Here is a 21,048-nt window from a genome sequence, read left to right on the forward strand (position 1 = left end):
TTGGTTAGGCTCGCCTACGTGAGCCAGACCAGTGTCGTGACCGAGCAGGAGATCTCCCCGTTCCGCATGTTCGACGTGCAGGTGCGACGGGTCGAGCGCCTGGCCCCCAGCTTCCTGCGCGTGACCTTCACGGGCCACGACCTGCACGAGTTCGCCGACAACGGCCTGGACCAGCGCATCAAGCTCGTCCTGCCCGCGACCGACGGCGGCTACGAGCACCTCGACCGCACGGGCGAGTGGTACGCCGCGTGGCGCGCCCAGCCCGAGGAGCGCCGCAACCCGCTGCGCACCTACACCGTGCGCGCGGTGCGTCCTGAGGTCTCCGAGGTGGACGTCGACCTCGTCCTGCACGGCGACGCGGGCCCCGCGTCCCGGTGGGCGCTCGCTGCGCGCCCCGGTACCGAGGTCGTCCTGCTGGGCCCCAACGGGCTGTGGCACGGTGCTCACGGCGGCGTCGAGTTCTCGCGCCCGGTCCGTAGCCACGCGCTGCTGCTCGCCGGGGACGAGACCGCGGTCCCGGCCATCGCCTCGATCCTCGAGTCCCTCCCGGCCGACGAGGTTGGCGAGGTCTTCCTCGAGGTCCCGCACGCCGGTGACGTCCTGCCCGTCACGGCGCCCGCCGGCGTGAACGTCACCTGGCTCGCCCGCGAGGGCCGGATGCACGGCGACCTGCTCGTGCCCGCCGTCCGCGAGGCCGCGGACCGCCTGCTCGAGCGCAACGTGTGCGGTGCGACCCACTCGCTGACCTGCGCCGCGCGCGGGCTCGCGGCGCGCCCCGGCACGGCCGGCGAGGTGGCCGAGCTCGAGGACGTCGACGTCGACACGGACATCCTCTGGGATGTTCCCGTGGACGACGACGGCGCACCCCTGGTCGCGTGCGCCGAGCTCTACGCGTGGCTCGCCGGGGAGGCCTCGGTCATCAAGACGCTGCGGCGCTACCTCGTGTCCGAGCGCGGTGTGGACCGTCGGTCGGTCGCGTTCATGGGCTACTGGCGTGAGGGCCGCGCCGAGGGTTGACGGTCGTGAGGGCCGCGCCGAGGGTTGACGGTCGTGAGGGCTGCTCACCCCACCGGCACGCCCAGCCCCTCGACCAGCTCGACCCCGGGCAGCCGCGCGAGCAGGGCCCCCGGCAGCAGCAGCTTGGAGCGGCGCAGCCCGCTCCCGATCAGCGCGGCCTCGCCGTCCGTGGCGACGGCGGCGTCGAGCAGCACGCGCCATCCCTCGGGGAGCCCGATCGGGGTGATCCCGCCGTACTCCATGCCGGACTCGGCGACCGCGCGGTCCATGGGCAGGAACGAGGCCTTGCGCACGTCGAGCAGCGACCGCACGCGCGTGTTCACGTCGGCCCGGGTCGTGGCCCGCACGACGGCCGCGGCGGTCCGCTCGTCGCCGCCGCGCCGCCCAGCGACCAGGACGCAGTTCGCGGAGACCGCGGGCGGCAGGTCGTGGGCCGCGTTGAGCGTCGCGGTGTCGGCGAGGTCCGGGTCGATCTCGACGACGGCGACCTGCTCGGCGACGCGGGGGTCCTGAGCGGTCCACCGGGCGAGGGCCTCGGCGACCGCCGGTGCGAGCAGGTCGGGCCGGGTCGTCGCGGGGACCCAGTCGAGGTCGCCGAGGGTCGGAAGGGTGAGGCGGTCGATCCTGTCGTGGCTCATGCGGCGACCAGGACCTGGTAGGTCGGTGTGATGGTCGCTCGCCCGATCGTGTGGAACACGGCGGCCATGGCGACCGCGGTCGCGGTCGTCGAGGGGGTGACGTCGAGCGTCTCGACGTCGAGCGCGTGCACCGCGAACACGTACCGGTGCGGTCTGTCGCCGGGCGGGGGTGCGGCGCCCAGGTAGCCCGGCCCACCGCCGTCGTGCCGGGTCTGCACCGCTCCCGGCGGGAGGTAACCGCCTCCGGGCGACCCTGCGCCCTGCGCGAGCGTCACGGTGGACGCGGGCACGTTGACGACGGTCCAGTGCCAGTAGCCCGCCGGGGTCGGCGCGTCCATGTCGAAGCAGCTCACGAGGAACGAGCGTGTGGCCGCGGGGAAGTGGTTCCAGGACAGCTCGGGCGACCGGTTGGCGCCGCCGGCCGCGTGCGTGCGTGCCATGGGTTCGCCGTGCGCGACGTCGTCGCTCGTGACGCTGAAGCGTGGGACCTGGGGCAGGAGCGAGTAGGGGTCGGGAGCGAGGGGCCGGTCGGCGAGGTTCATCGTCCCATCGTGCCCGGTGGGCGGGGGAGGGGCCAGGTGCGGGGTCGTCGGTGGCGTCGGAAGCGCGCGGTGAATTGTCCCCCCTTGCCCGCCCAGCGAACCACACTTTGCAGGATTGTGCTTGTTTAGGCCTCGCTATTGACAAACTCCGTCACCACCGCAAATCTGGTGACTGCCCGGGCGATCCTCGGGCCACGCAGTGAGTGCCACAGATGCCATGTCACGAGCGTCGATCGCCACCGGTCCCGGCAGACCCCCGGGCGCATCGCCGACCAGAGAGCAGGTCGCCATGCACGCAGTCCCACCACCCGTGAGCCCCACCAGAGGGCCCCTGTCCGGACGCAGGTCGTCCGGTGCCCGACGACGGGCGGTCGCCTCGGCCACCGCCCTCGCCCTCGCGCTCGGCACGGCCGCCGGGAGCGTCGCCCTGACGGCTCCCGCGGCCGCCGACGCCACCAACGCCAAGCCCGCGGTCGTCCCGACGCTCAAGGAGTGGACGGGAGGCAGCGGGTCGTTCGATCTCGACTCCTCGACCCGGATCGTCGTCCCTGCCGCGCTCGAGGAGATGGGCGCGCAGGTCGCGGCGGACATCGCCGACCTCACGGCCCGCACGGTCCCCGTCGCCGTGGACGCGGCACCGGACGAGGGCGACATCGTGCTGGTCGTCGACCCGACGCTCGTCCACGCCGCGGGCGGCGAGCGCTTCGACGAGGAAGGCTACGTCCTCGACGTCGACCCGGGACGCGTGACCGTGGCCGCACCGACCGAGCAGGGGGCCTTCTACGGGACCCGGAGCCTCCTGCAGGTGCTGGTCCAGAGCCCGGGCCGCGGAAGCGTGCCCGTCGGGGAGTCGGTCGACTGGCCCGACTACGCCTCGCGCGGCTTCATGCTCGACGTGGGGCGGCGCTTCTTCACGCCCGAGTTCGTCCGCGACTACATCTCGATGATGAGCTGGTTCAAGCTCAACGAGTTCCAGATCCACCTCATGGACAACGAGATCAGCCCCGCGGGCGGCAACTGGGCCGACGCTCAGGCCGGCTTCCGGCTCCAGTCCGACAACCCCGCGTTCGCGGGTCTCGCGTCGACCGACGGAGCCTACGACCGGGCGGACTGGCAGTCCTTCGAGGACACCGCCGCAGCCCACGCCGTGACGATCATCCCGGAGATCGAGGGGCCCGCCCATGCGCGCTCGGTCGTCCGCTGGAAGCCCGAGCTCGGCACGAACGGCGGCAACTCCGACCACCTGGACCTGAGCAAGCCCGAGGCGACGGCGGTCATGAAGTCGATCTTCACCGAGTTCGCGCCGTGGTTCGAGGGCCCCGACGTCCACATGGGGGTCGACGAGTACTACGCGTCGCCCGCGCTCTTCCGGGACTACTTCAACACCATGGCTGCCCACGTCCGCAGCCTCGGCAAGCACCCGCGCGCCTGGGGGAGCTTCACCCAGATGCACGGCAACGCGAACGGCTACGACCGTGACGTGACGATCAACTCGTGGAACGGCGGCTGGTACTCGATCGAGTCGGCGTACGCCGACGGCTACCGGTTCCTCAACACCGACGACTCGACGCTGTACGTCGTCCCGTTCGCGAGCTACTACCACGGCAACGGGCTCAACAACCAGTGGCTGTACTCGTCCTGGGCGCCCAACCGGACCGGGAACAAGACCGTGCCCGAGGGGGCCGCAGAGGGAGCCATGTTCGCGGTCTGGAACGACCTCGTGCACGCCGACTACACGCAGCAGGACGTGCACGGCCTGGTCGAGCTGTCCTTCCCGACGATCGCGCAGAAGACCTGGGACGGCGCGACGCCCGAGCTCACGTTCGCGCAGTTCTCGGCGCTCACGCGCACCCTGGGCCTGGGCCCCGGCATCGAGGTGGTCGACTTCACGCGAGGCGGCCAGCTCGCGGGCGAGCTGAGCCACGGCGCGACCGTGACGGCCTCGTCCGCTGACGAGGGCAACGGTCCCGAGCACCTCACCGACGGCCAGACGACGACGCGCTGGAGCACGCGGTCGACGGCGCCCGCCACGCTCACCGTGGACCTGGGGTCGGTGCAGACGGTCGGCGCCGTGGAGGTCGACTGGACCGCGGCAGCAGCCACGAGCTACACGGTCGAGGTCTCGGCCGACGGGTCCACCTGGACGAGGGCGTCCCGGCATCGCAACACGACCGGGCCGGGGATCGACCGCGCCACGTTCGGCGCCCACGAGGCCCGGTACGTCCGGCTGAGCTCGGTCGTCGGCGGTCCGGACGGCGTCGGCGCGTGGCGACTGAGCGTCCTGGGTCGTCCGGACCTCGCCCTGGGTGCCGTCGCGACGGCCTCGGGCGTCGAGTCGGGCACGACCATGACGGCGGCCAACGTCGTCGACGGCGACCCCTCGACGCGATGGTCGGCCGACTACAGCGCGCAGCCCTGGGTCCAGGTGGATCTCGGCACGGCCAGGACGGTCGACGAGATCACGCTGCGCTGGGAGGCCGCCTCGGCGACCGCCTACCGCGTCGAGGTGTCGCAGGACGGCGCCGCCTGGTCCCCCCTCGTGACCAGGACCGGGCTCGCGGGAGGGGCTCGCACCGACGTCCTGACCGTGCCGGCGACCGCCGCACGGTACGTCAGGGTCACGACGACCGCCAAGAGCCTCAACCCGTACCTGTCGCTCTACGACCTCGAGGTGCGCGGGGCGGCGCCGGCCGAGCCCGTGCAGGTGACGGCCACCGCGACCGTGCGGTGCGTGGCCGGACGGGCCCAGCTGTCGGTCGACGTCGTCAACGACGACGCGGCGCCCGTCGACGTCGTCGTCACGACGCCGTACGGCAGCCGGACCTTCTCCGCACTCTCGCCCGAGAAGCGGGCGCACGCCGCGTTCAGCACGCGGGCCGTGGGCGTCGAGGGTGGCACTGCCGTCGTCGACGTCTCCCCGGCGGGCTCGCCCGGGCAGGCAGGATCCGTCGAGGTCCCCTTCACCGGGACCGCCTGCGGCTGACGCCTGACGCACGACGAACGCCCGAGGGGTCCGGCCTGCACAGGCCGGGCCCCTCGGGCGTTCGTCCGGGGCTGCCGAGGTGTCGCGTCTGCCACCATGTGCGGGTGCAGAAGCGACGCAAGGGGACGACGCAGAGCGTCGTCCTGATCATCCTGGCGGTCATCGCCCCCATCCTGCTGATGCAGCAGCGGCGAGGAAGGGGGTACTTCATCCACGACACCACGACCGCCGTGGTGCTGTTCGGTGCCCTGGCCCTCGTGGCCGCGCTCGGTATCGCGATCACGGTGCGCCGCCGGGGGCCGCTCGCGGGGGAGAAGGCGGCGTTCGTCCTCCTGGGGCTGTTCACGGGGGTGGGGGTCGCGCTCGGGACCTGGCGGACGGTCGACGAGGGGCCGACCGCCTCCACGGTCCTGGGGGCCCTGGCCGGCCTCGTCGCGGTCGGGGTCTACGTGGTCCTCGCGCTCCGGGTCCGCCCCTCGCACGCTCGATGACACAGGTCGTCGTTCTCTCGAGTGCCGCTCGAGGGTCTGGCCTCGCGTGGCGCCGTGCGGGAGGGCCTGAGATCGCCGGGAATCCGCCGATTCCTGCCCAAGCTTGAAGCCCCGAGTGAGACTTCCGGAATGCCCGGATACCTAGTAGATAGTTGCGCGATCGACGAACTATCGACCACTGGTTGACCCCCGGCGCCGAGGGGCTCGGGCGAGTTGACACCCCCTCGGGGAAGGCGTGTACTGGAAGTGTTCGAACACCTGTTCGAATGTCTTTCGAGCGTGCAGGAGGTGTCATGACCCTGGTCGACGACGCCCTCCTGGCGGCCCTGGGCGGCCCCGCGGACACCGCAGGCGCCACCGGCCCCACGCACGCCGAGCGGACCCTGCTCGCCCGGTCGGTGCTGCGCCGCGCGGAGCTCTCGGCCCGGCGGGCACCGGGGAGCACGGGGGAGGAGAGGCTCCTCCCGGTCCCCGACGAGCTGACCGGTCTGCTGCCCTTCGGCGGTCTGCAGCGCGGTACCGCGGTGGTGGTCGACGGCTCCACCTCGCTCCTGCTCGCGCTGCTGTCGGAGGCCTCGCGCACGGGGGCCTGGACCGCGATGGTCGGGTTCCCCCGCCTCGGGGTCCTCGCAGCGGCCGAGGCCGGGATCGACCTCGGCCGTGTCGCGCTCGTCCCGTCCCCGGGACCCGACGCCGCGGCAGCCGTCGCGGCCCTGCTCGACGGGATCGACGTCGTCGTGGTCGGCCCGCAGGCCGCACTGACCGACACCGACCGCCGCCGGCTGACCTCGCGTGCCCGCGAGCGCGGCAACCTGCTCGTCGCGGCACAGCCCTGGGCCGGTGCGCACGTGGTCCTCACGGTCCGGGAGGGCACGTGGTCGGGCGTGGACCAGGGCGCGGGGTACCTCCGCCGGCGCCGGCTGACGGTCGAGCGCAGCGGGCGGGCCGGGGCCTCGCGCGGCATCGAGCGCCAGGTCGAGCTGCCGCTGCGCGCGCACGCCGTGAAGAACCCGCGGCAGGTCGAGAAGACCCCGCCCGGCCTCCGGCTCGTCGGATGAGCACCGAGACCACGGCCACCCGCACAGCGGTCCTGTGGGTGCCGGACTGGCCGGTCCTCGCGGCCATGAGGGCGGCCCAGGTCCCCGCGCACGTGCCGGCGGCCACGCACGACGGTCGCCGGGTCCTCGCGGTCTCGGCCACCGCCCGGGCGCAGGGCGTGCGCCGGGGTATGCGACGCCGTCGGGCGCAGGAGTGCTGCCCCGAGATCGAGCTGCTCGACGCCGACGACGGCCGCGACGCGCGCGAGTTCGAGCCCGTCGCGCTCGCGGCCGAGACCGTGGTCGCAGGCATCGAGGTCGCGCGCCCCGGGCTCCTGCTCCTGCCCTCGGGCGGTCCCGCGCGCTACCACGGCACCGAGGAACGTCTCGCGCAGGTGCTCGTCGAGCGGGTCGCGCAGGACACGGGCCACGAGAGCCAGGTCGGCGTCGCCGACGGGATCCTCGCGGCCGTGCTCGCGGCGCGGGCCTCGGCGGTCGTGCCCGCCGGGACCTCGCGCGCCTACCTCGCCCCGCGCCCGCTGGGCGAGCTCGCGCACGTCGTCGTGGGCGACGCCCAGCCCGTCGCGCAGCTCGTCGACCTCCTGGGGCGGCTCGGGCTGCGGACCTTCGCGGACCTCGCGGCCCTGCCCGCAGCGAGCGTGCGCTCGCGCTTCGGCGACCTGGGCGCGTGGGCCCAGCGCCTGGCGCAGGGCGAGGACCTGCGCCCGCCCGCGAGGCGCCGCATCGAGGCGGACGTGGCCGTCGAGTGCGAGCTCGACCCGCCCGCCGAGCGCGTCGACGTCGCGACCTTCGCGGCCCGGAGGCTCGCCGAGGACCTGCACGCCCAGCTCGTCGAGCGGTCCTCGTCGTGCGGTCGGCTGCGCATCACGGCCCGCACCGAGGACGGGCGCGAGCTCGAACGGACCTGGCGCTGCGACGACGGGGCCATGGGCGGGCTCACCGCGGCCCGGATCACCGACCGCGTGCGCTGGCAGCTCGAAGGGTGGCTCACGGCGTCGCGCGTCGCGCTGGGGCAGCGCCGGCGCCAGGAGCAGCGGCAGCGGCGACAGGGCCCGCGTCGGGACGCTCGGGGGACCGAGCCGGACGACGGCACGGCCTTCGACGACCTGCCGGACCTGCCCGAGGACCGGCCCTCACCGCTCGTGCGGCTCGCGATCACCGCGGAGGAGGTCGTGGCCGCAGGGGTCGAGCAGCCGCGGCTGTGGGGCGCGTCGAGCGGCGAGGACGCGCGCGCCCAGCGTGCGCTGGGCCGTGTCCAGGGCCTCCTGGGCGGGGACGGCGTGCTGAGCGTCGTCACGCAGGGCGGGCGCGACGTCCACGACCAGGTGCACCTCGCCCCGTGGGGCGACGCGGCCCCCGCGCCGCGTCGCGCGGACCTGCCGTGGCCGGGGCGCCTGCCCGAGCCCGCGCCGGCCCTCGTGCTGGACGTCCCGGAGGACGTCACGGTCCTGGACGACGGCGGAGCCCCCGTCCGCGTGGACGTGCGCCTCGCGATGAGCGCACCGCCCGCGACCGTGCGGTGGGAGTCGGGACGGCCGCGCTCGGCCCGCGTACTCGGCTGGGCCGGGCCGTGGCCGCTCGCCGAACGCTGGTGGAGCCAGACCCCGCGCCGTCGGGCGTACCTGCAGGTGCTGCTCGACGACGGGCGCGGCGTGCTGCTCGCGAGCGCCCAGGGGCGCTGGACCGTGGAGGCCGTCTATGACTAGGCCCGCCGGCTCGGCGCCCCGCTACGCGGAGCTGCACGCGCACTCGGCGTTCAGCTTCCTCGACGGCGCGAGCCACCCCGAGGAGCTCGCGGCCGAGGCCGCGCACCTGGGGCTGTCCGCGCTCGCGGTGACCGACCACGACGGCCTGTACGGGGTGGTCCGCTTCGCGACCGCGGCGCGCGCGGTGTCCCTGCCGACCGTGTTCGGCGCCGAGCTGCACCTGCCCGACGCACCCGTCCCTGGTGCTGCCCCCGTCCTGGACGCGCCCACGGGCGTGCCGGACCCGCGGGCGTCCCACCTGCTCGTCCTGGCCCGCGGCCCGGACGGGTACCGCAACCTGTCGAGCGCGATCGCGACCGCGCACCTCGCGACGGGTACCAAGGGGGCGGCCGACTACCGTCTCGACCTGCTCGGCGAGCAGTCGGGCGGCCAGTGGCTCGTCCTGACGGGCTGCCGCAAGGGCGCGGTGCGCTCGGCGCTGCTCACCGAGGGGCCGCGGGCCGCTCGCCGCGAGCTCGACCGGCTCGTCCAGGTCTTCGGCCCGGACAACGTGGCCGTCGAGATCACCGACTCGGGCGACCCCCGCGACAGCGACCTGTGCGACGCGCTCGCCGACCTGGCCACGGGTGCACGCCTGCCGCTCGTCGCGACGGGCAACGTCCACTACGCGCGCCCCCGCGACGCGCCCCTCGCGGGGGCGCTCGCGGCCGTGCGCGCCCGGTCGTCGCTCGACGACATGGACGGCTGGCTGCCGGGAGCCCCCACCTCGCACCTGCGTTCGGCGGCCGAGATGCTCGACCGGCACCGTCGCCACCCGCAGGCCGTGGTCACGGCCGCGGAGCTGGGGGCCGAGTGCCAGTTCGACCTGCGCCTCGTGGCCCCCGAGCTGCCGCCGTACCCGGTCCCGGACGGGCACGACGAGCGGTCGTGGCTGCGCGTGCTCGTGGAGCGTGGGGGAGCCGACCGCTACGGCCCTCGCGAGGCCGAGCGCGAGCCCGGGGCGTGGCGGCAGATCGACCACGAGCTCGCGATCATCGAGCAGCTCGGGTTCCCCGGGTACTTCCTCATCGTCTACGACCTCGTGGAGTTCTGCCGCACGCGCGGCATCCTCGCGCAGGGGCGCGGTTCGGCCGCGAACTCGGCCGTCTGCTACGCGCTCGGCATCACGGCCGTGGACGCCGTCAAGCACGGCCTGCTGTTCGAGCGCTTCCTCGCGCCCGAGCGGGACGGGCCGCCGGACATCGACGTCGACATCGAGTCGGTGCGCCGCGAGGAGGTCATCCAGTACGTGTACGAGCGGTTCGGGCGCACGCACGCGGCGCAGGTCGCCAACGTCATCTCCTACCGGCCCCGGTCCGCGGTGCGGGACGCCGCGCGGGCCCTCGGGCACGACGTCGGGCAGCAGGACGCGTGGAGCAAGTCGATCGAGCGCTGGGGGTCGTTGCGCGGGCCGGACCCGTCGTCGCCCGCGGCGGACCGGGCGGCCCGCGACCGGGCGATCGCCGCGCGCGGGGCGCACGGGGCGGCTCCGGCGGGGGCCCCGGCCTCGGCAGGGGCGGGGGCGGTCACGACGCCCGTCGGTCGGCCCGCCGTCGTGACCCGCACCGCGGCCAAGGACGCCCGCATGGCCGAGGTCTGGGGGACCGGTGCACCCCAGCAGGGCAAGCAGGGCCGGCAGGGCCCGTCGCGGCGGCGTGCGGACCGCCCGCACGCGGGGCACGCCGACTGGACCCCGGACCTGTCGGGTCGCGTCGTCGACCCGCTGGCTCACGACGACGCGGACCGGCGGGACGACCCCGCGCTGCGCTCCGACGACCCGCACGACGTCGTGCCCGCCCACCGTCCGCCGTCGGCCGCCGAGGAGGGCGAGATCCCGGGTCCGGTGCTGAGCCTCGCGGAGCGTCTCCTGAGACTCCCGAGGCACCTCGGCATCCACTCGGGCGGCATGGTCATGTGCGACCGGCCCGTGATCGAGGTGTGCCCGGTCGAGTGGGCGCGCATGGAGGGGCGCACGGTCCTGCAGTGGGACAAGGAGGACTGCGCGGACGCGGGGCTCGTGAAGTTCGACCTCCTGGGCCTGGGGATGCTCACGGCGATCCGGGTCGCGTTCGAGCTGATCGCCGAGCACGAGGGCCTGGACCTCGAGCTGCACTCGCTGCCCGACGAGGACCCCGCGGTCTACGACCTGCTGTGCGCGGCGGACACCGTCGGGGTGTTCCAGGTCGAGTCGCGCGCCCAGATGGCGACGCTGCCACGCCTGCAGCCGCGCACGTTCTACGACATCGTGATCGAGGTCGCGCTCATCCGCCCCGGCCCCATCCAGGGTGGCTCGGTGCACCCGTACATCAACCGGGCGCGCGGACGGGAGGAGGTCACGTACCTGCACCCGCTGCTCGAGAAGTCGCTCGCCAAGACCCTGGGCGTGCCGCTGTTCCAGGAGCAGCTCATGCAGATGGCGATCGACGTCGCGAGCTTCAGCGCGGCGGAGGCCGACCAGCTGCGCCGCGCGATGGGCTCCAAGCGGTCGGTCGAGCGCATGGAGGCGCTGCACGGGCGGCTCCTGGCGGGCATGGCGAAGAACGGGGTCGCCCCGGACGTCGCCGAGCAGATCTTCGACAAGCTCAAGGCGTTCGCGGACTTCGGGTTCCCCGAGTCGCACGCCTACTCGTTCGCGTACCTCGTGTACGCGAGCGCATGGCTCAAGGTGCACCACCCGGCCGCGTTCTTCGCGGGCCTGCTCGCGGCGCAGCCCATGGGGTTCTACTCGCCGCAGTCGCTCGTCGCGGACGCGCGTCGTCACGGGGTCACGGCGCTGCGCCCGGACGTCAACGCGTCGGGCGTCAAGGCGGGGGTCGAGCGCCTGCCCGGGGTGTCGGCGAGCCGGAAGGCCGGGGAGGGGGCGCCGTCGGGCCGGGACGTGCGGCCCGACGGCGCCGCGCCCCGACGCGTTCCCGCCGCCCCGCGCTCTCCCGCCCCGCCCGACGGCGCCCCGCACCCCGACCTGTCCCTCGCGGTGCGCATGGGGCTGGGGAGCGTGCGCGGGGTGGGGGACCCGGTCGCGGAGGCGATCGTCGCGGCGCGTGCGGACGGACCGTTCACGGACCTGCGCGACCTGGTGCGTCGCGTCGACCTGACCACGGCCCAGCTCGAGGCGCTCGCGACGGGCGGCGCGCTCGAACCCCTGGGCGTGGCCCGGCGCGAGGCGCTCTGGGCCGCGGGAGCGCTCGCCCAGGAGGGCCCGGACACGCTGCCGGGGGTCTCGGTCGGCGTCGAGGCGCCCACGCTGCCGGGCATGAGCGAGGTCGAGACCGCGGTCGCGGACGTGTGGGCCACGGGCGTCTCGACCGACTCGTACCCGACCCAGTACGTGCGCCCCGGGCTGCGCAGGGCCGGGGTCATCACGGTCGCGGAAGCGGTCGAGCACGAGGCCGGTCGGCGGGTCGCGGTCGGGGGAGTCGTGACCCACCGCCAGCGCCCCGGGACGGCGGGCGGCGTGACGTTCCTGTCGATCGAGGACGAGACGGGCCTGCTCAACGTCATCTGCACGCCCGGCCTGTGGCAGCGGTTCCGCCGGGTCGCGCGGTCGTCGCCCGCGCTCGTGGTGCGGGGGCGTCTCGAACGGGCCGACGGCGCCACGAACCTCCTCGCGGAGCACCTCGCGCCGCTGTCGCTGCAGGTCGCGTCACGGTCGCGGGACTTCCAGTAGACCTCCGCTGGCATACTCGGGGCCCATGAGGACCGGACCCGCACGTGCCCGTCGTCGATCGATGCCCGCGCTCCTGACCGGGGGCGCGGCCGCTGCCCTCGTCCTGGTGACCGGGTGCGGGGCGACCCCCGTCACGCCCGACGACCTCCTGGAAGCGCAGGGCGACCTGACGTCGGGCGTCGCGTTCGTGTCCTCGGTCGGGCGCTCCGCGCTCGACCTCACGGTCGAACCCGGGGCGCTCGCGGACGGGGAGGACGTGCCGAGCGCTGCGCCCCTCACCGTGGCGATCACGTGCGAGGGCGACGGAGACGCGGACGTGACGGTCGACGGCGCAGCCCTCGGATCGGTCTCGTGCGGGTTCCGCCGCGGCGACACGGGGTACGTCGCGCTGACGACCGGGGACGAGGTGGACCTGCGCCTCGGCCATGGCGTCACCGTCGAGGTGGACACGGGGGCGGCCGTCGCGTTGTCGGTGCTGGTCGAGCAGACGGGCTGACGAGAGCGCCCTCCACCGCGCACCTCGGTCGCCGGCGGGCCCCGAGGGAACAGCTCCGAGGCCGAGCATGAGGTTGGGGTCGCTCTGGGCGCCAGAACGACCACAACCTCGTGCTCGGCAGCCCACCGGCCGGCCATGACCGTCAGACGAGCGGCTTGCGCATGCTGAAGTTCGTCAGCGAGACCCCGCGGAGCACGGGCCGGCGCTCCTCGACCACGACGAACCCGTGCTTCTCGAAGAAGGGGCGAGCCGTGAGGCTCGCGTACGTCGTGAGCTCGACGGCGCCGTGCTCGCGGGCCACGCGCGTCACGTGCTCGAGCAGCGCGGAGGCCACACCGCGCCGGGTGACCGCGGGGTCGACGAACATCATGTCGACGTACCCGCGGTCGTCGACGTCGCTGAACCCGAGGACCTCGTCGCCCTCGACCGCGACGACGGTGTCGGTCTGCAGGCGCTTGACCGCCCAGACGTCGAGCGAGATGTCGTCCGAACCCCAGGCCGCGATCTGCTCGGGCGAGTAGTCCTTGCTCGCCGTGACGCGCACTGCTCGCAGGAACACGCGGAGCGTCGCTTCCGCGTCGGACTCGTCGTAGGCGCGCAGGATCATGGCGTCGAGCCTAGCCCGCGGACGCGCCCGGTCGTCGGGCCATCGTGCCCGGGCAGGGGTGCCTGACGTCTCAGCCGTCCCGTGAATCCGCCGTGTGGTCCGGTACCCGGTCCGCACCTGCCGACAGCGACCACACCATGCTCACGGTGAGTGCAGCGAGGACGGAGTAGATGATCAGGGCGATCCACGAGGCAGCGGTCCCCTCGCCCCGGCTCGGGAGCCAGACCTCGGCGTCGGGGCCGTGCGCGAGGAGCACGACGAGGGCGTAGACGGCTGCGCCGCCCGAGGCGAGAACGAAGGGGCTCATGGCGGCCAGCCAGAGGAGTCGTCGGCGGGTCATGGGCGTCCTGCGTCTCGCTCTCGGTGAGGGATGTTCCGGGGCGCCTCGCACCGTGCGCGGCGGTCGTCGGTGGGGTGCCCCGTCGACCCTATCGCCGACGGGCCCGGTGATGGCCTCCGGGCCCCGCGAAGTCCAGGGATCGAGACGCGTCGCGGTCCTCGACGTGCTCGGGCACGTCGCGGGCAGAGCGCGAGAGGTCAGAGCGCCGGGGGCTGAGACGCAAGGAGAACGCCGGTGGTTGGACACAGAGTGCTGCACATCGCCTTCAGCGACGACTGGGCGGCCTGCGAACGCTTCGGCGAGTACGACGTCGCCACGCGCAACACGTAGTACGAGGTCGCGGGGTTCGTGCACGCGACGACCCTGTCCGCCCTCGCCTCGGTGCTGCACGGCCCGTACGCCGACGCCTCGATCCCGCTGGTCCCGGCCGTGATCGACGAGGAGTCCCTCGCGGACGAGGGCATCGAGGTCGTGTGAGAACCGGCCGACGGAGCCCGCGCGGTCCCGAGGATCCTCGGTGCCTTCCCGATGGACGGACGGACCGTCCCGGCGGTCATCGAGCTCGAACGCGCCGACGGACGGTGGGTGGTCCCGGACCTCTCGGGCTTCTCCGTCCGTCCGTAGCGGGGACCTGGACGAGGGGTGTGCGCTGAGCGGGATCGGCTCCCGCTCAGCGCACACCGTTCCCGCTCAGCCGACCTCGCTCGTCAGCACCCCTCCCGGCCCGGCCCCGTTCCTCCGCGCCTCACCGGCCCGACGCGGCCCCTCACGCCAACGGGTCCACAGGCACGACCACGCAGATCTGGAACGTGTCCCGGCCGCGCCGCAGCAGGTAGCGGAAGCTCTCGGTGTCGGCCTCGCCCGCCCACTCGTCGCGGTAGCTCCAGCGCACGTCGACCCACACCAGGCCGGCGCTCGTGGTCCCGAGCGACCGGATCTGCGCGACCGCTCCGACGAGCCCCCGCTCGCGGTAGCCCTCGGCCGCGCCGCGGAAGGACTCGCGCACCATCTCGGCGTCGCTGATGAGGACCGAGGCCTCGTCGGTCACGACCAGGGCGGGGAACGCGTACGTCTCCGCGATCGTGTCGAGGTCCCCGGCGGCGAGCGCCACGCCGTACGAGTTGAGGAAGGCCTGGACGTCGTCGTGGTCGTAGGCGGTCGCGTCGCCGGTGGGGGTCGTCATCCCCTCACGGTAGGCGCGGTGGGCTCGCCCGGCACGAGATGGGCGGGCTGCTCGAGTCCTGCGGTGATCGCGGCGAGCAGCGCGACCGGCCCGACCAGCTCGTCCGCCCCGTCCGCTGCGACCTCTCCTGCGACCTGCGCCAGGAAGTGCGCGAGGACCGGTGCGAGGTAGTCCGGCCCGACCTCCAGCTCGCCCTCGACCGACCCGCCCGTCGTGGTCACCGTCGCGTGGAAGGGCTGGGTGGGGTGCAGGGCGGGGTCCACGAACCGCAGGCGCACGACGACGTCGCGTCCGCCCGTGGTCGCGCTCACGGTCGCGGTCACGCCGTCCTCGTCCTGCCCGACGGCGGGTTCCCCCCACGCGAGCCCGTCGTCGCCTCCCAGCAGTGCCCGGGCTGCCTCGACCAGGTGGACGCCCAGGAAGAACAGCCCGTCGTGCACCGACCGGGGGTCGGCGGGGCCCGTGACCGTCAGGGCTGTGACCGCGCCGAGCGCGGCCGCCTCGGTGCGCAGCCGCGCGACGTCGGGCACGAAGCGCAGGGCCGAGCACGAGAGGAGCAGGGCCCCGCTCGCGCGCGCCGCGGTCACGAGCTCCTGGGCGTCCGCGACCGAGGCGGTGAAGGGCTTGTCGACCAGCACGGGCAGCCCTGCCCGGACGAAGGGCAGGGCCGCCGCGCGGTGGAGCCGGCCCGCGCGGTGGGCGACGATCACGGCGTCGACCGACGCGACGTCGTCGGGCACGCCGGAGCGGACCCCGGTGCCCGCCGCCGCGCTCGCCGCGGCGAGCTCCTCGACACGTTCGGGTGCGCCGTCCGCGAGGACCGTCACCCGGACGCCCGGGAAGCGCCGCTCGACGTTCAGCAGGCGCACGTAGTGGTCGGCGTGCGAGGAGTCGAGCCCGACGAGCGCGACACGGACGTTCTGGGTCATCCGGTCATTCTCCCGGACCCCCGGGCCAGGCCGGACGCCGGGCCAGGTCACGTGCCGCGCCACCTCACCACGCCTGCGCGATGAGCTCGGCGAACAGCTCGCCCTCGTCGACGTCGAGCCCCCGCGAGCGGAACCACGCGCACATGGTCCGGCAGTCGCGCATGAGCAGCTCGGTGCCGTGCGGGTTGGCGACGAGGTCGAGCACCTGCGGCAGGTCGATGATGACGATCCGCTCGCCCTGGGCCAGGACGTTGTAGGGCGACAGGTCGCCGTGCGCGTACCCGTGGGCGGCGAGGATCCCCATCGCGCCACGGACCTGGTCCCAGTAGCCCTCGACCGTGCCGGCGTCTGGCCGCACGCGTGCCAGGCGCGGGGCGGCGACCCGGCTCGCGGGCGACCCGTCGACCTGACCCGTGCTCGCGTGCTCCCCGACGAACTCCATGAGGATCTCGGTCCCGTCGATCTGGACCGGGTACGGGACGGGGGCGCCGGCGGACCACAGCATCGTCAGCGCAGCGAACTCGGCGTTGGCCCACTGGGCGGCTGCGGCCTCGCGCCCGTACGAGGACTTGCGCTCGATCGCGCGGCGGTCGCGCGAGCGCCGGACCTGACGTCCCTCGACGTACGCGGAGTCGCGGTGGAAGGCGCGATGCTCCGAGCTGCGGTACCGCTTGGCCGCGAGCAGCGAGAACTGGTCCGGCTCGTCGGGCACGGCCCGCTCGAGCAGGAAGACGTCGGCCTCCTTGCCCGTCTTGAGGACGCCGAGGTCGGTGTCGATCGCGGCGTCGGCGGTCACGACCCACTCGGGGCGGGGTTCGGGGCCGCGCATGCCCTTCTCGACGCTCGACCACGTGGACCAGCGCTGGTCGGGGTCGAGGTCCGGGTCGAGGTCGGGTGCGTCCTCCTGGACGGAGCTCGGGAAGGAGGCGCGGCGGTAGGCGTCGTCGGACGAGTCGTCGTGGAAGGCGGCGAACGCCTCGGCGTCGAACGCGCCGGTGGGTCGGGGGAGTGCGGGAAGGTCGGTGTGCTCGTGCACGGTGGGGCTCCTCGGTCGAGGTGAGGAGCCGGGCGTCAGAGGCCGGTGCTCCTCGGGAAGGTGGAGGCGTGGGGAACGACGACGACGGTCATCACGACACCTCTCCTTCTCGCGGCCTCTGGCCACGCGCTCGCGCCGGACCTTCTCCGGCGGACGTGCCTACCCTCGCACCCGGCGGCGAGGGTAGGCAACGGTATTTCCGGTCAGCCAGCGAACGACTGCACGAGCAGCGTGTACGTGCCGCTCGTGTCGAAGCCCATCTGCGTCAGCAAGGACCACACGACACCGACGACGGCGTACGCGCTGACGGGGATCAGCAGGAGCCACTCGCGCACCGACCCCGCGTTGCCGAGGACCGGGAGCGCGAAGTTCCCGCCCGGACGCCAGATGTCGTTGAGCACGTTGGTGCGCCGCACCCAGCGGGGGGCCTTGAACGTGATGGGCCACAGCAGCGGGCAGCCGCCCGTGGTCATGATGTCGCCGACGATGTGGACCGTGACGCCGAGCCCGACCGCGACCGGGAGCCAGTTCCACTCCTCGGGGGCCAGGAGGGCGATGAGGACCGCGATCGTGACCGACCCGATCCACGGCCCGAGCCTGCCCCCGCGCGTGAGCTTGAGGGCCTTGAGCGCGAACGCCACGAGCAGGATCGCCACGAAGCCCGCCCCGATCGCGACGGTGCCGAACGTGTCCGACTCGATCGTCACGAGACCGGCGAGCCAGGCGAGCCCGGTGAAGACCGCGATCCCGAGGATCGAGTGCGTGCCGCGGCGGTGGCCGCCCGAGATGGTCTCGACGACGTTCGCGACGCCCTCGGACACGGGCGGCAGCGAGTGCGCGATGGTCCCCGAGTGGTGGTCTGCGTCGGGCAGCAGGGCCGCGCCGGCGCACACGATGGCCCCGGTGATGACCCCGACGTCCGAGACGGGGTAGATGCCGAGCGTGTACGGGGCGGTCGAGGTGACCGCCACCCATGCGGCCGCGCCGCAGGCGGCGTGGTGGCCACCCATCATGATGCGTTCGTCCCGTCAGTCGTGTTCGTCCCGCACGTGCGGTTCGCGCGGTCTGTCCCGCGCGACAGCACACCCTACCCGGCGGGCACCCACACCCGACCTCACGATCTGTCAGACCCTGGCGTCTACAGTGCATGGGACACACCGACACCAGGCCCGCACGCACGCACCGGACAGGAGGCACTCCCGTGTCGCAGCTGCTTGACCGGCCCGAGCGGACCGTCCGCCACGGGATCTTCGGCTCGCCCGTGGGAGAGCTCACGGCGGTCGGGGGCGCGGACGGGCTCCGGGCCCTGTACTTCGACGCCCACAAGCGGCGTCCCACGGGTGAGACGTTCGGCGAGCGCGACGACGACGCCTTCGAGGAGGTCCGCGTCCAGCTCGGCGAGTACTTCGCCGGCACCCGCCGCGAGTTCGACCTCGAGCTCGCCCCGGTCGGCGACGGCTTCCAGAAGAAGGTCTGGGCGCTGCTCGCCCAGATCCCCTACGGCGAGACGCGTTCCTACGGCGACCTCGCGCTCGCGCTCGGCGACAAGAACCTGGCCCGCGCGGTCGGGTCCGCCAACGGCCAGAACCCGCTGAGCATCGTCGTGCCCTGCCACCGGGTCGTCGGCGCCGACGGCAGCCTGACGGGCTACGCGGGCGGGATCGAGCGCAAGCAGTTCCTGCTCGCCCTCGAGGAGTCGGACGAGACCCGCGCGAGCCGGCTGTTCTGATGGCGTCTCGCATCCCGTGGCACAGGGCACCTCACGTCCTGGGCGTGCGGTGCGTCTACCCGACGTGAAGCCCTTCGAACACGTCGTCGCCGAGCACGGCGCCACGGTCCTGCGCGTGTGCCGCGCGGTCCTCGGTCCCGTGGATGCCGACGACGCCTGGTCCGAGACCTTCCTGTCCGCCCTCACGGCCTACCCGCGCCTCGACGAGGGCGCCAACGTCGAGGCCTGGCTCGTGACGATCGCGCACCGCAAGGCGATCGACGTCACGCGGCGCCGGGCCCGTGCACCGGTCGCGGTGCCGGACGTCGCCGAGCTGGTCCACGCACCCAGCCGCGACGGGATCCCCGGGCAGCACATCGAGCAGGGCGACGACGACCTGTGGCGGGCGCTCGCGGCCCTGCCCCCCAAGCAGCGCCAGGCCGTGGCATACCACCACGTCGCCGGCCTGCCGTACCAGGAGGTCGCGTCGATCCTCGGCGGCAGCCCCGAGGCCGCGCGCCGGGCCGCCTCGGACGGCATGGGCGCGCTGCGGCGCACGTATCCGGCTGCCCGTCCTTCCTCAACCGCCCGCACCTCGAAGGGAAGTGCCTCATGAGCGACACCTCGCCCCGTCCGACGGACCTGCTCGCCTCCCTCGGGAGGGACCTCGACCGCGGCGCCACGCCCGACGACGACTCCCGGGCCGCGCTCTCGCGGCTGCACGACCGCCTCGCGGCCGACGCGGCGTCGTCGGGCCTGCTCGACGTCGCCTACCGCACGCTCGACACGCCCGTGGGCACGCTCCTGCTCGCCGCGACCGACCAGGGCGTCGTACGCATCGCGTTCGACGTCGAGGGGCACGACGCCGTGCTCGACCGCATCGCCCGCACCGTGAGCCCGCGCGTCCTGCGGTCCCCGGCGCGCCTCGACCGGCTCGCGACCGAGATCGACGAGTACTTCGCGGGCGAGCGCCGCACGTTCGACCTGCCGCTCGACCTGACCATGGCCTCGGGGCCCTTCCGGCGCGAGGTGCTGAGCCACCTGCGCGACATCGGCTACGGGCGCACCGCGTCCTACGCCCAGGTCGCGGTGGCGGCGGGCAGCCCGCGCGCCGTGCGGGCCGTGGGGACCGCGTGCGCCAAGAACCCGCTGCCGCTCGTGGTGCCGTGCCACCGGGTCGTGCGCTCGGACGGCACGAGCGGCAGCTACGCGGGCGGCCCGGAGGCCAAGCGTCTGCTGCTCGCGCTGGAGAGCGCGGCATGACCTCGCTGCCCGACGGCGTCGCGACCGTCCCGCAGGCCGGCGCGCCGGAGGTGGGCGTCGGGTCGTGGACGCGCCGCGTCCCGGTGGTCGGGCCCTTCGACGCGGCCTCGGCGCTCGCGACGCTCGTCGCGCACGCCGTGCCCGGCGTCGACCGCGTCGACCGCTCCGACCTCGCGCGTGGTGAGGTCACGCGGCTCGTCGAGACGAGCGCGGGAGCCGTGGCCGTGACGGTGCGGCTGACGCCCGAGGAGATCGGTGTGCGGGGGAGCGGGCCGGGCGCCGACGAGGTCTGTGCCCTGGTCGCCCGGTGGTTCGACGCGGACGCCGACCTCGCGACCGTGCACACGGTCCTGGGGGCCGACCCGGTGCTCGCGCCCCTGCTCGCCCGACGGCCGGGACTGCGTGTCGTCGGGCACCCGTCGGGGTTCGAGGCCGCCGTCACGACCGTCCTGGGCCAGCAGGTCTCGCTCGCGGCGTGCCGGACCTTCGCGGGGCGGCTCGCGGCCGCCTACGGTCGCGAGGCGGGCGTCGTGGGCGCGGACGGCCTGCGCCTGTTCCCCGACCCGGACATGCTCGCGGGCGCCCAGGCCGCCGAGTTGCAGTCCGCCGTCGGGATCACGGGTGCCCGGACCCGCACGCTGCTCGCTCTCGCTGCCGCCTGCGCGGACGGGCTCGTGCTCGGGCCCCACGTCGCGGACGACCCCGCGGCGCTCGCGGACACCCGCGCGCGGCTGCTCGCGCTGCCCGGGATCGGGCCGTGGACGGTCGACTACCTCTCGGTCAAGGTCCTGGGCGACCGCGACGGGTTCGTGCCCGGCGACCTGGTGCTCCGCAAGGCTCTCGGCGGGATCGACGCGCGCGCGGCCGCACGGACGGCCGAGGCATGGTCGCCGGTCCGTGCCTACGCGCTGTTCCACCTCTGGACCCACACCGCCTACTGACGCCGCGCGACCGGAGCCATACTGGAAGAAGCCTCGGCCCTCGGGAAGGACGCACCATGAGCACCACGACGCACACCGCACCGGACCGGGACGTGCCGGACCTCGACGCGGACGACGACGTGCGCGACCAGATCGAGGCCGGGGTCCTGTTCGCCAACGGACGGCTCGCCGGACGCCGGTTCGCGTCCCTCGCGGAGGCCCAGGCCTGGGCGCACCCCGAGCTCGGCGACCAGGTCGTCGAGTTCAACCCGGTCTGCGACTGCTCGGTCTGACCCGGCTCGTCGGGCGCGCGGCCCTCCGGGAGGACCGGAGACCGGCGCGCGTGGGTGGCGTGCGCAAGACTGCACCCCGCGGGCCGACCGGCCCGGCACGAGGGTGCGAGCACGCACACGCGAAGGGCATGC

At 74.2% G+C, this 21,048-nt stretch carries 21 protein-coding genes; 13 read left to right on the plus strand and 8 right to left on the minus strand.

Annotated features, from left to right (window positions below; translation table 11 throughout):
• Positions 1-66 precede the first annotated feature (66 nt).
• Entirely contained in the window at positions 67-1,017 is a 951-nt protein-coding gene (locus ACFWGN_RS11395; RefSeq protein WP_377617049.1) for a siderophore-interacting protein, read from the plus strand.
• A gap of 44 nt (positions 1,018-1,061) precedes the next feature.
• Here the strand turns inward: ACFWGN_RS11395 and ACFWGN_RS11400 are convergent, their stop codons facing one another.
• Both ACFWGN_RS11400 and ACFWGN_RS11405 read right to left on the minus strand, forming a co-directional pair.
• Positions 1,062-1,655 carry a YbaK/EbsC family protein gene (locus ACFWGN_RS11400; protein ID WP_377616936.1) on the minus strand — a complete coding sequence of 198 codons (594 nt, stop codon included), beginning with the start codon at positions 1,653-1,655 and terminating at the stop codon, positions 1,062-1,064.
• Positions 1,652-2,197 carry a YbhB/YbcL family Raf kinase inhibitor-like protein gene (locus ACFWGN_RS11405; protein WP_377616937.1) on the minus strand — a complete coding sequence of 182 codons (546 nt, stop codon included), beginning with the start codon at positions 2,195-2,197 and terminating at the stop codon, positions 1,652-1,654. Before ACFWGN_RS11405 ends, ACFWGN_RS11400 begins: the two co-directional genes overlap by 4 nt.
• A gap of 310 nt (positions 2,198-2,507) precedes the next feature.
• Here ACFWGN_RS11405 and ACFWGN_RS11410 point away from each other — a divergent pair, with 310 nt between their 5' ends.
• The 6 genes from ACFWGN_RS11410 to ACFWGN_RS11435 all read left to right on the plus strand — a co-directional run bounded on the left by ACFWGN_RS11410 (position 2,508) and on the right by ACFWGN_RS11435 (position 12,637).
• Positions 2,508-5,180, plus strand: coding sequence for a discoidin domain-containing protein (locus ACFWGN_RS11410; protein WP_377616938.1), 2,673 nt, complete (start codon positions 2,508-2,510; stop codon positions 5,178-5,180).
• A 104-nt stretch (positions 5,181-5,284) separates the two neighbouring features.
• Positions 5,285-5,671 carry a hypothetical protein gene (locus ACFWGN_RS11415; protein WP_193721000.1) on the plus strand — a complete coding sequence of 129 codons (387 nt, stop codon included), beginning with the start codon at positions 5,285-5,287 and terminating at the stop codon, positions 5,669-5,671.
• Positions 5,672-5,964: 293 nt separating this feature from the next.
• Positions 5,965-6,729 (plus strand): hypothetical protein, encoded by a 765-nt coding sequence (locus ACFWGN_RS11420; RefSeq protein WP_191804731.1) that lies wholly within the window; start codon positions 5,965-5,967, stop codon positions 6,727-6,729.
• Entirely contained in the window at positions 6,726-8,435 is a 1,710-nt protein-coding gene (locus ACFWGN_RS11425; protein WP_191804733.1) for a DNA polymerase Y family protein, read from the plus strand. The genes ACFWGN_RS11420 and ACFWGN_RS11425 overlap by 4 nt, the downstream gene beginning before the upstream one ends.
• Complete coding sequence (locus ACFWGN_RS11430; RefSeq protein WP_377616939.1) at positions 8,428-12,141, plus strand: error-prone DNA polymerase; 3,714 nt, start codon at positions 8,428-8,430, stop codon at positions 12,139-12,141. The genes ACFWGN_RS11425 and ACFWGN_RS11430 overlap by 8 nt, the downstream gene beginning before the upstream one ends.
• Before the next feature lie 25 nt (positions 12,142-12,166).
• Entirely contained in the window at positions 12,167-12,637 is a 471-nt protein-coding gene (locus tag ACFWGN_RS11435) for a hypothetical protein (protein WP_377616940.1), read from the plus strand.
• Between the two features lie 142 nt (positions 12,638-12,779).
• Here the strand turns inward: ACFWGN_RS11435 and ACFWGN_RS11440 are convergent, their stop codons facing one another.
• A complete protein-coding gene (locus ACFWGN_RS11440; RefSeq protein WP_377616941.1) occupies positions 12,780-13,244 on the minus strand; it encodes a GNAT family N-acetyltransferase in 465 nt (154 codons plus the stop codon).
• 70 nt (positions 13,245-13,314) lie between these two features.
• The gene (locus ACFWGN_RS11445) at positions 13,315-13,551 is read right to left on the minus strand and encodes a hypothetical protein (protein ID WP_377616942.1); all 237 of its coding nucleotides are present in this window, start codon (positions 13,549-13,551) and stop codon (positions 13,315-13,317) included.
• 381 nt (positions 13,552-13,932) lie between these two features.
• Between ACFWGN_RS11445 and ACFWGN_RS11450 the strand changes: the two genes are divergently transcribed.
• Complete coding sequence (locus ACFWGN_RS11450) at positions 13,933-14,061, plus strand: hypothetical protein (protein WP_377616943.1); 129 nt, start codon at positions 13,933-13,935, stop codon at positions 14,059-14,061.
• A 289-nt stretch (positions 14,062-14,350) separates the two neighbouring features.
• Here ACFWGN_RS11450 and ACFWGN_RS11455 read toward each other — a convergent pair whose 3' ends face one another.
• The 4 genes from ACFWGN_RS11455 to ACFWGN_RS11470 form a co-directional block, all read right to left on the minus strand.
• Positions 14,351-14,767, minus strand: coding sequence for a hypothetical protein (locus ACFWGN_RS11455; protein ID WP_191804743.1), 417 nt, complete (start codon positions 14,765-14,767; stop codon positions 14,351-14,353).
• Positions 14,764-15,696, minus strand: a complete 933-nt coding sequence (locus ACFWGN_RS11460; protein WP_191804745.1) for a Gfo/Idh/MocA family protein — start codon at positions 15,694-15,696, stop codon at positions 14,764-14,766. Before ACFWGN_RS11460 ends, ACFWGN_RS11455 begins: the two co-directional genes overlap by 4 nt.
• 64 nt (positions 15,697-15,760) lie before the next feature.
• Positions 15,761-16,732: an RIO1 family regulatory kinase/ATPase gene (locus ACFWGN_RS11465; RefSeq protein WP_318244590.1), complete on the minus strand. Its 972-nt coding sequence runs from the start codon at positions 16,730-16,732 to the stop codon at positions 15,761-15,763.
• A gap of 203 nt (positions 16,733-16,935) precedes the next feature.
• Positions 16,936-17,745 carry a metal-dependent hydrolase gene (locus tag ACFWGN_RS11470; protein WP_191804747.1) on the minus strand — a complete coding sequence of 270 codons (810 nt, stop codon included), beginning with the start codon at positions 17,743-17,745 and terminating at the stop codon, positions 16,936-16,938.
• Positions 17,746-17,933: 188 nt separating this feature from the next.
• On the opposite strand from ACFWGN_RS11470, the gene ACFWGN_RS11475 reads away from it, so the two are divergent.
• From ACFWGN_RS11475 to ACFWGN_RS11495, 5 genes are all read left to right on the plus strand, one after another.
• On the plus strand, positions 17,934-18,461 hold the full coding sequence (locus ACFWGN_RS11475; RefSeq protein WP_318244591.1) for a methylated-DNA--[protein]-cysteine S-methyltransferase: 528 nt from the start codon (positions 17,934-17,936) through the stop codon (positions 18,459-18,461).
• Positions 18,462-18,525: 64 nt separating this feature from the next.
• Positions 18,526-19,056, plus strand: coding sequence for an RNA polymerase sigma factor (locus ACFWGN_RS11480; protein ID WP_377616944.1), 531 nt, complete (start codon positions 18,526-18,528; stop codon positions 19,054-19,056).
• A complete protein-coding gene (locus ACFWGN_RS11485; RefSeq protein ID WP_191804753.1) occupies positions 19,053-19,703 on the plus strand; it encodes a methylated-DNA--[protein]-cysteine S-methyltransferase in 651 nt (216 codons plus the stop codon). The genes ACFWGN_RS11480 and ACFWGN_RS11485 overlap by 4 nt, the downstream gene beginning before the upstream one ends.
• A complete protein-coding gene (locus tag ACFWGN_RS11490; RefSeq protein WP_191804755.1) occupies positions 19,700-20,644 on the plus strand; it encodes a DNA-3-methyladenine glycosylase in 945 nt (314 codons plus the stop codon). Before ACFWGN_RS11485 ends, ACFWGN_RS11490 begins: the two co-directional genes overlap by 4 nt.
• 56 nt (positions 20,645-20,700) lie before the next feature.
• Positions 20,701-20,916: a hypothetical protein gene (locus tag ACFWGN_RS11495; RefSeq protein WP_191804757.1), complete on the plus strand. Its 216-nt coding sequence runs from the start codon at positions 20,701-20,703 to the stop codon at positions 20,914-20,916.
• The last annotated feature ends 132 nt before the right edge of the window (positions 20,917-21,048 follow it).

It is taken from the genome of Oerskovia sp. NPDC060338 (assembly GCF_042726295.1).
GTDB lineage: Bacteria > Actinomycetota > Actinomycetes > Actinomycetales > Cellulomonadaceae > Oerskovia > Oerskovia merdavium.